Here is a 10,952-nt window from a genome sequence, read left to right as displayed (position 1 = left end):
CATGGAGAGAACGAGACGACCCGATGCCCGCATCATCCCCGGACCCCGCCGCATCATCCCCGGACCCCGCCGCCGAAGGTCATCACGAGCTGATCGGTCAGCCACACGACGAGGAGTTCGAAGGCCCGGTCGCCGAAGCCGAGGCGGAGGCCGCGCAGATCAGCGACTCCGACAGGCCGTTGGGCCCGATCGGCAAGCGCTTCGACCGCAAGTCACCGTTCTTCGTCGGCATGGCCGCCGCGGCGGGGGTCGCGGTGACCTACGGCCTGGTGCTGATGCTGGCGAGCCTGCGGGAGGTGCTGATCCTCATCGGGTTGGCACTGTTCATCGCCATCGGCCTTGAACCGCTGGTCTCGTGGCTGGTCGGCCGGCGCCTGCCCCGCTGGGCGGCGGTGACCGTGGTGTTCGCCGCGGCCTTCGGCGCGGTCGTCGGGTTTCTCACCGCCGCGATTCCCGTCCTCGTGGAGCAGACCACCCAGCTCGTCGCGAAGGTGCCCGACTACCTGCGTCAGGTACAGGACCACAGCTCGTGGCTCGGCCGGCTCAATGAGCGCGTCCATCTCCAGGAGGCGATCGAGAAGTCGCTCAGCGGCGGTTCCGGGCTGTTCGACGCCGGCCTGGCCGTGTTCGGGGTACTGACCAACCTGGTGGTACTGGTCGTGCTGACCATCTACTTCGTGTCGGCCATGCCCCGCATCCGGGCCGGGCTCTATCGCCTCATCCCACACTCCCGCCGCCCGAGGGCGATCCTCATCGGCGACGAGATCTCCGCGAAGGTCGGCGGATACGTGCTGGGCAACGTGGTGATCTCGGTCATCGCCGGCGTGCTCACCCTGATCTGGCTGCTGGTCTTCGGCGTGCCCTACGCGGTGTTGTTGGCGATCACGGTCGCGGTGCTGGACCTCATACCCGTCGTCGGCTCGGTCGTCGGCGGGATCCTGATCAGCCTCGTCGCGCTGACCGTCTCCCTGCCGGTCTGCCTCGCCACCGTCGGCTTCGTCGTGGTCTACCGGTTCGCCGAGGACTACATCCTCGTTCCCCGGATCATCGGCACCACGGTGAAGGTCCCCGCCCTGGTGACCGTCGTGGCGGTGCTGGTCGGCGGGGCCCTGCTCGGTGTCATCGGCGCCCTTGTCGCGATCCCCGTCGCCGCAGCGGTTCTGCTGCTGGTCGAGGAGACTCTCTATCCCCGTCTCGACCGTGCATAGCCGGTTTCCGCCGAGGTTTGGGCTCGGCCGTTCCGTGCAATCCGTCTGTACACCCGAGTCCCCGGTGGCAGGTTTCCTTTTGCTTCGTCACCGGGAGGTGGACATTTGACCACGTTTGTGGATCGGCCCGTCGCGGACGCGCGCGGCGCGGAGCCGATGTTGGCGGGAGAGAAGTCACCGCTGCAGATGCTGTTGGTGAAGGTCTTCGCGGTGGTTCCGCTGCTGGCGTTGGCGGCGGCGGTGCCGGTCGTGTGGGGGTGGGGCCTCGGGTGGGTCGACGTCGGGCTGGCCGCGTTCTTCTACACACTGACCTGCCTCGGCGTGACCGTCGGGTTCCACCGGTACTTCACGCATGGCGCGTTCAAGGCGCGTCGTGGGCTGCGGATCATGCTGGCGGCGGTGGGCAGTATGGCCATGCAGGGCCCGGTCGTCGGCTGGGTGGCGGACCACCGGCGCCACCACGCGTACGCCGACAGGGAGGGTGACCCGCACTCGCCGTGGCTGTTCGGCACCGGCCCGGTCGCGCTGGCGAAGGGTTTCTGGCATGCCCACATGGGGTGGATGTTCGAGCGTGAGCAGACCAACGCCCGCCGCTTCGCGCCGGACCTGCTGGCCGACCGGGACATTCAGCGCGTGGACCGCCTGTTCCCATGGCTGACCGTGCTCACGCTGCTCGCGCCGGCCGTGCTCGGTGGTCTGATCACCACGTCCTGGTGGGGCGCGGTGACCGCGTTCTTCTGGGCGGGCCTCGTGCGGGTCGCGCTACTGCACCACGTGACCTGGTCGGTGAACTCGATCTGCCACATGATCGGGGACCGGCCGTTCGAGGCGCGGGACAAGTCCGCGAACTTCTGGCCACTGGCCGTCGCGTCCATGGGCGAGTCCTGGCACAACTCCCACCACGCGGACCCGACCTGCGCGCGCCACGGTGTGCGGCGCGGTCAGGTCGACATCTCCGCCCGCGTGATCTGGGTCTTCGAGAAGCTCGGCTGGGCCACCAAGGTCCGCTGGCCACGCCAGGAACGCCTGGCCGGCAAGCTCAAGAAACCGCTTGCCTGAAGCCGACGCTGTCAGCCGGCGCGCGGTTTCTCGCCGGCTGACACGGGAACCGCGACCGTCACCCGGGGCGTGAGCGCCCGCCGCACCTCCGCCGCCAGGTCCGCCGGGGTGAGGAACACCCGTTCCGGCCACGCGGCCAGGATCACCGGGGGCTCCACGCCGGCCGGCTCGACCGCCAGCGCCCAGCCGTCCTCGTTGTTCCACTGGAGCATCAGCAAACGGTCGTCCGGCATGAGGTCGGCCAGCGCGACGTAGGCGGACGACGGTGGGCCGTACTCCTGCCAGGCCGCGGTCGACTCCACACCCACCGCCGCGGCCACCGCCTCGACGTACACCCGTAACGCCCGCGCCTCGGCGTGACTCGAATCCGGTCTCATCTGGCCTCCCCGCTGGTCGGCTACAGGTCGACGTCCGGCTCGCGTAACGCCATGCCAGCACCCGCGGGTCCGCCGCGGCGACGGCCGAGACCCGTCGCCACGCGGTGAAACCGCCGCGGCACGGCACAATCACCGGCAGGCAGTCGACCAAATTCACCATACGGGCGAATCGCCGGGCAGAACATCCTTGCCCTGCAACGCCTTGGCCACCTTGGCGCCGGTCGGCTCCCGTACCTCGAGCGCCGCGCCGCGGGCGCCTGGCCAGGTGGGCGACCTTCCTGCCCGTGTTCGTGCACGTCCGCGGCCTGTGTCAGCTCGTCCTCGGCCAGCAATGGGTCGCGGTTGGGCTCAGGAGAGTTCGGTGCGGTGGGTCAGACAGCGCTGCAATTCGAGGCGGTTGTTTGGCCGGCCGCGGCCGCGAGCGGACCGCCCAAGCCGGTCCACCCGCGCTGGAAGCCGGGTTTGCCGCGGCGAGGGCACGATGTCTTCGCCGCTTCCCGCCCGACCGGCCGCTGGCAGGGCAAGCAGACCGTTGCCCCGCGATGACAGGTCGGGCCATCGCGTCGCGGGCAACGGTCTGCCAGCCGTTGGATCCAACCCGGCGGGTCAACCGTCGTAGGTTGCCTGCTCCACGGCGAAGACGTTGCGGCTGCCGGTGCCTTCCTGCAGTGTCCACAGGAGATCGGGGTTGGTGTCGTCCTCCCAGTACGAGATGCTCTCGCCAGAGCTCACCCACGAGTAGGTGTGTGCGCCGGTGTCCGAGGCCCAGTAGTACAGCTGCTTCTGGCCGGAGGAGTTGAACCACCAGCGCCCGTTGTGCGACGCGACGCCGTTGAGGTTGTACCAGGGCAGTTGGAGCGCCTGGCTGGCCGTCGTCGACGCGGCGAACGTGCCGCTCGACGCGAACGGGAAGCGGATCGCGCGCGGGGCGCGGTTGGGGTAGGAGGTGCAGCCCGACGAGCAGGTGTACTCCGCCATCACGATCGACCTGCTGACCCGGTCGAGCGAGATCGACGACCACGCGAGGTTGGTGCCCGACGTCGTGCTGGCCGTGATCGTGCCGATCTGCGGCAGGGCGTAGGCGTAGTTGTGTGCGTAGTAGACGCCGCTGGACTGGCGCCCGATCTGGTCCGCGGTGCCGCCGGTGTTCGTCTTGAGGATCTTGCGCATGTCGAACACCCGCATCCCGCGGCCGGTGTCGGCGACGTAGAGGTAGTCGCCGTACCAGGAGACGCCGCCGGCGTGGATCGGGATGTCCTTGAAGTTGGGCGTGGCCGCGGACCCGGTCGGCTCGACGAGCAGGACCTTGCGGTACTTGTTGGGGTACGTGGCGTCCCAGTCGACCAGCGTGATCCGGCTGCGCTCCTGGCTGCCGTCGCAGGAGTCCTTGGTGTACCAGCTGACCACGACGAGCTGGTGGCCGTCGTAGTTGCCGCTGTTGGCCGTGCCGACCGCGTCCCGGCTGGTCGTGATCCCTTGCGGGTAGTTCGCGCAGTCGGAGTTGTCCCCGCTGTCGAACCGGAAACCGGTCGACAGCCCGGCGACCGAGAACGACGACGGCAGCCCCGTGCGGTCGTGGTTCGCGTTGTCCATCACCGTGTGCACGGCCGCGGTGCCCAGCGTCGAGACGAGGGCGGTGTTGACGGCGTCGAACTGGCTGTAGTTCGCGCTGAGCGTGTACTGGCTCGCGGGCAGGGTGGTCGGTCCGGCCGCCGCGTTCGCGGATGCCGGGACGAGGAGCAGACCGGCGACGAGAGCGCCGGCGGCGAGATAGGCAGGGCGTCGCATCTGGCATTCCTATGGTCGGAAATTAACCGGATGCGCTACACAGTAGTGACCTTCTGGCCGTGAGATCAACACCCCCGGACCTTCTCGCCGGCCGGCGGTACCCGTGACTACCTGGTCAGGCCACCCGGAACGACTGGTTCGCGCCCCCGTTGCAGGACGTCTGCACCAACTGGACGCTGTCCGCCGTGCCGGGGGTCGTCAGGCACTTCGCGCTGTTGCGGTTCACGAAGTGGTAGTACCCGCCGCCCTCGGCGACCCACTGCCACTGCTGGTTCAGCCCGCCGCCGTACAACCACAGCTGGATCGGCGCGCTTTCCGCCGTCGACACGTTCGTGACGTCCAGGACCTGCGCCGCGTTGAGCTGGCTGTTGATCCGGCCGTAGCCGCCGGACGTCTGCTGGAACTGGAAATGCTGGGCGTTCGTGCCGTTGCACGCGTACTGCTGGATGACCGTCCCGTTCGCCGACGCCGCCGCGCGGGCGTCAACACACTTTCCCGTCGAGCGGCTCGTCACGTTGTACCACGCGGTGGGGGAGATCTCGCCGGGGTTCCCGGTCGAACCGCCGCCCAGCCACTTCAGGCCGTCCAGGACGAACCGGTTCTGGTCCGGGCTGTCGAACGTCGACGACAGCGTCGTGTTCGTGTCGTAGTTCATCCTGTTGTGGCCGAAGTTGGCGTACAGCATGCGGTAGTTCTTGTTCGTCCACATGATCGGGTAGTAGCCGCCCTGCCATGTCTGGCTCGGGTCGTCACCGACCGGGAACGTCGACGGGTCCAGCGACGCCAGGATCTGGATGTTCGCGTTCTGCCGCAGGTCGCGCTCCCACGAGTACCACTCGCTGGTCGACGACCGGATGGTGGCCGGCAGGTTCGCCGTCGACGGGTGGCCGCGCGTCTCGATCTTCAGCGTCTCGGGTGTCGGACCCCACGAGTTGGTCGCGAAACGGCCGGTGCCGAGGAAGTCGTTGTGGAACCAGTTGGCGTAGGACGGCGTCGTGTCGTCGTTGTACGCGGTGACATGGAAGCCGAAGAAGCCGCCGCCCGCGTCCATGTACCGCTGGAAGCCCTGGAACTGCGCCGATGACTGCGGCTGGTCGTCCAGGAACATCAGCACCTGGTACTGCGCGGGCGTCACCGACGTCAGCGTGTTCCAGTTGTTCGTCGCCGTGAACGTGTAGCCGTTGGCCGCGGCCTGCTGGGCGAACCACGGCCGCGCCTCGTTCTCGAAGCTGATGTGGGCGTCGTCCCAGGTGCCGCTGTAGAACGCGAGGACGCTGAACGTCGCGGCCGGTGCCGCGGGTGCCGCGGCCGGGACGAGCACGGTGGCACCCAGCAACACCGCCACCAGGACCAGGAACCGTTCGAGCAGTTTGGGTGCCATGACGGCTCCTCCCCGACGAGGCTAAATACAAGTCTTAAATTAACCCAGGAAGAGCGACTTGGTCTAGACCTCGTGCACTTTGGTCCAGACCTCACGTGCCGCGCGGTGGTAGCCCGGCGGCGCGGTAGATGTCGTCGAGCACGGACATGTTGGCGACCGAGTCCGCCGGCGGCGTGAGGTTGGTCTGCTCCCCGCGGACGGCCGCGTCGAAGGCCCGCAGCTGGTGGACGTACGTCGCCTCGCGGTCGAACCGCTCCCGCCTGCGCCTGCCGTCCACCGTGACGACGAACCGCGACCACGCCTGCGGCCCGACGAAGTTGTCCACCACGAGCGTCCCGCGGTCACCGGCGACGCGTGCCCGCAGCCGCAGCAGCGTCGAGGACCACATCGACGCCTGGATCTGGCCCGTGGCCCCGCCGCCGAGGTCGAACGACGCGGTCATCGCCCGGTCGACGCGCCGGTCCCGCCGCAGCGTCAGCGCCTTCGCCCCGGTCACGACCGGCTCGGCGGGGGAGAGCAGGCGCAGGCAGTGCACCGCGTAGCAGCCGGCGTCCATCAGGGCGCCGCCGGCGAGGTCGTAGTCGTACCGGATGTTCGAGAACATGGGCAGCGGGAAGCACATCGCCGTCTCCACCCGCCTCACCTCGCCCAACTCTCCACTGTGGACGATCTCCGCCATGCGCCTCGCGAGCGGGTGGTACCGGTAGTGGAACGCCTCCATCACCACCAGCCCGGCCTTCTCGGCCGCGGCCGCCACCGCCCGCGCCTGCTCCGCGTTGGCGGTGAGGGGCTTCTCGCACAGCACGTGCCTGCCGGCCGCGAGTGCGGCCATGGTCCACTCCGCGTGCCGGCCGTTGGGCAGCGGGACGTAGACCGCGTCCAGCGTCGGATCCTCGAGCAGGTCGGCGTAGGAGTCGTGGACCGTGGGCACGCCGTGCCGGGTCGCGAAGGCCGCCGCCCGGTCACGGTCGCGTGCCGCGACGGCGCCGACCTCCACACCGTCAACGGCCCGTGCGGGCCGGACCAACGCGGCCGGGGCGATCCGGGCGGCGCCGAGCACACCAATCCTCATTCCGGCGGAGCGTACCCGAAGGATGCCCTCCGGTGGCGGGGTGTGTTACGCGCAGCCGATCCGGGCCGGCGCCAGCGCCACGTCGTCGAACCACAGGGTGTCGTCGCCGACGCCGTAGCTCTCCCAGCCGAGCCGGACGTCGGTGAGCGCCGGCCGCCACGTGCCCCGCCGCAGCCACTGCGAGTCGACATCCTGGGTGGGTGTCGAGTCGGCGTGCAACCCGGCGACCTCGGCGCCGTTGACCCAGGTCCGCAGCTCCGAGCCGCTGACGCCGAACTCGACGCACGTCCACTGGCCGACCGGCAGTGGCACGCTCTGCGCGACCCCGACCGGGCTCTGCTCGGGCAGGGTGGCGTCGTCGGACTCGCGGTTCCATTGCAGGGCGCGGTTCTGGCCGCCCATCCGCAGATCCCTGTTGTTGTCGGCGCCGTCCCTCATCGCCAGGAACGTGACGTGGGCGTCCGGCAGCGTGGTGGTGTGCCGCACGTAGAACCGCGCGTACAACGCCGATCCGCCGACGCCGCGGGTGGTGCGGACGAACACGTGGTTGCAGTACCCGGCGTGGCCATCGATCCGCAGTGATCTGCTGCCGTCGTGGACAGTGGTGGTGTCCACGACGGCAGCGCCGGTGCCCTGGCAGTTGGGGAAGGTCGTCGCCCAGTCGCCGGTGGGCGACGAGCCCGTCTGGGTCTCGAAACCGTCGCAGAAGGTCCCGCTCGGGCAGCCGGCGGCCGCCTGCGCGGAGGTGTGCGGCGCCGCGAGCGCGACCGCCGCGAGGACCGCGGCTGCGAGTACACCGCTTCGCATGATGTGTGCTCCTTGTCGGTGAGCGAACACGTCTCTGGGAGCGCTCCCAAACAATCAATGTACGACCTGGGAGCACTTCCCACAACGGTCGGCCCGGTTACGACACGACGCCGTCGAGCTGCAGTGTCTGCACCGAGCCGGCCGGGAAAGCCAGGCGCACCGTCCTTCCGCTCGGCGTCACGTCGGCGCGGCGCACGTACCGGTCGCCGCCGGCGGAGGTCACGGTGGTCCAGCGGGTGATCGTGCCGGTCGGCACGGTCGTGAACCGGGACAGGTCGAACGTGATCGTCTGCGCCGCGCCGGGGTTCACCGCCGCCAGCACCAGGCGCCGCGCGGTCGCGTCGTAGGCGGCCACCACGTTGTCCGTGCCGGCGCCGAGGATCCGCATGCCGGGCCGGACGTGCCGGGTGAACTGCGCCAGCACGTAGAGCTTCGTCTCCACCGCGCCCGCCTGCAGCGAGCCGCCGTCATACCTGACCAGGCCCCAGCCGGCCGACGGGTCCATCACCTGCCAGTACACCCACGCGGTCGGGTGCAGCCAGCGGAAGTCCAGGCACAGGTTGGTCGCCATCCGCAGGCCGGTGCCGTCCCCGTCGCCGTACTCGGAGTTCCACAGGATCTTCCCGGCCGACCGGACGTCGCCGTACAGCAGGTCGCGCCGGCCGCCCTCGTACTGGTAGCCGTGCACGTTCACCTGCGCCACGACCGACTTCGTGGTGGCGTCGAAGGAGTTCCACGTGGTCCGCGCCTGGTCGAAGAGCGACTCGTCGGAGGCGGACACGCGGACGCCGGTGAGGCCGCGGCTGTTCAGCTCCTCCCGCAGGTTCTGCGCGACCGTCCGCTGGATGCTCGCGTCGATGTGGCAGCCTTCCTGCGTGCCGGTGGCGGTCCACCAGGTCGCCGACGGCTCGTTGAACGCCTCGACCGTGCGGAAGTCGACGCCCCAGCTGTCCCGCGCGTGGCGGGCGGTCTCGGCGAGGTGCACGGCGTGCTGGCGATAGTTCCAGGACTGGAGGTTGTTCCCGCCGCCGGAAGCGCCGGACGGGTTGTGGTTGAGGCACATCCACCACATCGGCGAGTTCGCGAACAGCTCGGCCAGCGCGCCGCGGGACACGGCCTTGGTCAGCGCCGCACGCTGGTGTGCGTCCGCGGCCCAGTTCCACCGGCTCGGGTCGGTCAGGTTCCAGTCCTGCCAGAAGCCCTCGATCTGCTTGAACCGCGGGATGTTCGCCGAGGCGGCCATCGTCTCGCCGTTCACGCTGTTCCAGCTGGACGCGCCGAGGTTGTAGCGGGCGATGTTCATGCCGAGGCCGGGTAGCGAGGCGCCCCCGTAGGCGACGGTGTTCGTGGTGAAGAACAGGTTCGCGAAGTCGTCCCGGTCGCCGAAGATGTTGGCCCACCAGGCCAACGAGGTGCCCCAGCCCTCCCAGGTCCCGAAGTCGGCGGTCGGGTCGACGGCGATGGTGGTGTCGGCGCTCGCGACGCGCGTGCCCAACGCGGTGCCCACCATTCCCGCGGCCGCGGCGGACAGCACTGTCCTGCGGGTGACCATGCTCCGGCTCCTTGCGTCGGTGGAACGAGACCGAAGTGAGCGTTAACACTATGGCTGGTGCCGCACCGGTCTGGCAATGGAACGAAGTGGGCCGTGGGCAGGCCCGTTACACGCGATGTTGTGCCCGTGCACATCGACCGGCAGACAGAGCCGGCTAGATGTGTGAGCGCTCCCAAAACTATTCCGAAATGTTTCGAAGTTCGCTCGCGCTGGCGACGACCGTTGACCGGAATCGCATTTCGGGCATACACTATTTCGGGTATGTTTCCGAAATTTTCGGTGTGATCTGGCGGGTTCGATGGCGTTACCACCGAGAAAGGAGAGCCCTGGTGATCACCAGACCGGTTCGTGCCGGGATTCGCTCGGGTGCCGTCGTGCTGGCGGTAGTGGCCCTCGGAATCGTGGGCGTGGCAACGGAAGTGGTGAGATCCGCGCCGGCACTGGCCGCGGTCGCGGCCGCCGGGGTCGAGGACGACGGGGCCGGCTGCGCGGTGACCCTGCCCGGTTCGCTGACCTCCAATTCCCGGCTACCCGACCCGTTCCGAAAGCTGGACGGCACGCGTATTTCCACGAAGGCGGACTGGCGTTGCCGCCGCGCGGAGATCAAGAGAATGGCCGAGCGGTATGTCTACGGCGAGAAACCGGTAAAGCCGACGAGCGTCACGGGAACTGTCTCAAATTCCAGCATTACCGTGAACGTGTCGCAGAACGGCCGGAGCGCGAGCTTCTCGGCGAGTGTCCAGCTGCCCAGCGGCACCGGTCCGTTCCCGGCCGTCATCGTGCTGGGCGGGTTCGGCGCGGACACGGCCACCATCCGGTCTGCCGGCGCCGCGGTCATCAGCTACGACCCGCTGGCGGTCGGCCGGGAAGGCACGCCACGCAACAACAAGCAGGGCGCGTTCTACACGCTGTACGGCAACACGAGCGCCACCGGCCTGCTGGCCGCGTGGGCGTGGGGCGCGAGCCGGATCATCGACGTGATCGAGCAGTCCGGCGGCACCGTGCTGAAGGCGGACTCGGTCGGCGTCACGGGCTGTTCGCGCTACGGCAAGGGCGCCTTCGCGGTCGGCGCGTTCGACCAGCGCATCGCGCTGACCATGCCGATCGAGTCGGGCAGCGCGGGCGTCCCGATCCTCCGTGGGATCCCGGGGGAGTCGGGCAGCCAGCCGCTGAGCAGCGCCTACGGCGAGCAGCCGTGGCTGGGTGACGCGTTCAGCCAGTTCACCTCGAACCCCAACACACTGCCGGTGGACCAGCACGAGACGGTCGCGATGATCGCGCCACGCGGGTTGTTCATCATGGAGAACCCGCACATCGACTGGCTGGGCGCGAGGTCGGGCAGCGTGGCCGCGCTGGGCGGCGCTGAGGTGTACAAGGCACTGGGCGCGGGCGACAACATCTCGTACTGGTCCGACATCCAGGACGGCACGCACTGCGCCACCCGCACGGAATGGCGCACCCCGCTACAGCAGAACATCCAGAAGTTCCTGGTGAGGACGGGCAGCGCGGCCGGCACCTTCCGGATCTCCAGCAGGAAGCCCGGCAACCTGGCCGAGTGGCGGGACTGGACGACGCCGACCCTCTCCGGCGAGAACCCGACCGACCCGCCCCCGACCGACCCGCCGCCCACCGACCCGCCGCCGGCGACCACCGGTTGCGTGGCCACGGCGGCGATCAACCAGTGGAACGGCGGTTTCGTCACCACGAT

9 protein-coding genes are annotated in these 10,952 nt (G+C 69.3%); 3 read left to right on the top strand and 6 right to left on the bottom strand.

Going from position 1 to position 10,952, the window contains the following annotated elements:
• Together VET29_RS08435 and VET29_RS08430 are read left to right on the top strand one after the other, a co-directional pair.
• The coding region (locus VET29_RS08435; RefSeq protein WP_324917069.1) for an AI-2E family transporter at positions 1 to 1,208 on the top strand (1,208 nt) is incomplete at its 5' end.
• A gap of 156 nt (positions 1,209 to 1,364) precedes the next feature.
• Positions 1,365 to 2,267 (top strand): acyl-CoA desaturase, encoded by a 903-nt coding sequence (locus VET29_RS08430; protein WP_324917072.1) that lies wholly within the window; start codon positions 1,365 to 1,367, stop codon positions 2,265 to 2,267.
• 11 nt (positions 2,268 to 2,278) lie between these two features.
• Here the strand turns inward: VET29_RS08430 and VET29_RS08425 are convergent, their stop codons facing one another.
• The 6 genes from VET29_RS08425 to VET29_RS08400 form a co-directional block, all read right to left on the bottom strand.
• Positions 2,279 to 2,644: a DUF6292 family protein gene (locus VET29_RS08425; RefSeq protein WP_324917066.1), complete on the bottom strand. Its 366-nt coding sequence runs from the start codon at positions 2,642 to 2,644 to the stop codon at positions 2,279 to 2,281.
• Positions 2,645 to 3,250: 606 nt separating this feature from the next.
• A complete protein-coding gene (locus tag VET29_RS08420) occupies positions 3,251 to 4,432 on the bottom strand; it encodes a hypothetical protein (protein WP_324917061.1) in 1,182 nt (393 codons plus the stop codon).
• A gap of 115 nt (positions 4,433 to 4,547) precedes the next feature.
• The gene (locus tag VET29_RS08415) at positions 4,548 to 5,813 is read right to left on the bottom strand and encodes a ThuA domain-containing protein (RefSeq protein WP_324917058.1); all 1,266 of its coding nucleotides are present in this window, start codon (positions 5,811 to 5,813) and stop codon (positions 4,548 to 4,550) included.
• Between the two features lie 91 nt (positions 5,814 to 5,904).
• Positions 5,905 to 6,885, bottom strand: a complete 981-nt coding sequence (locus tag VET29_RS08410; protein ID WP_324917055.1) for a Gfo/Idh/MocA family oxidoreductase — start codon at positions 6,883 to 6,885, stop codon at positions 5,905 to 5,907.
• A gap of 45 nt (positions 6,886 to 6,930) precedes the next feature.
• Complete coding sequence (locus VET29_RS08405; protein ID WP_324917052.1) at positions 6,931 to 7,692, bottom strand: hypothetical protein; 762 nt, start codon at positions 7,690 to 7,692, stop codon at positions 6,931 to 6,933.
• Between the two features lie 97 nt (positions 7,693 to 7,789).
• Positions 7,790 to 9,244: a glycoside hydrolase gene (locus VET29_RS08400; protein ID WP_324917049.1), complete on the bottom strand. Its 1,455-nt coding sequence runs from the start codon at positions 9,242 to 9,244 to the stop codon at positions 7,790 to 7,792.
• A 329-nt stretch (positions 9,245 to 9,573) separates the two neighbouring features.
• Between VET29_RS08400 and VET29_RS08395 the strand changes: the two genes are divergently transcribed.
• Positions 9,574 to 10,952 (top strand): cellulose-binding protein (locus VET29_RS08395; RefSeq protein WP_324917046.1); only part of this gene is annotated, 1,379 nt, incomplete at its 3' end.

It is taken from the genome of Actinophytocola sp. (assembly GCF_035634895.1).
GTDB lineage: Bacteria > Actinomycetota > Actinomycetes > Mycobacteriales > Pseudonocardiaceae > Actinophytocola.
This window is presented reverse-complemented; position numbering and strand designations above follow the sequence as displayed.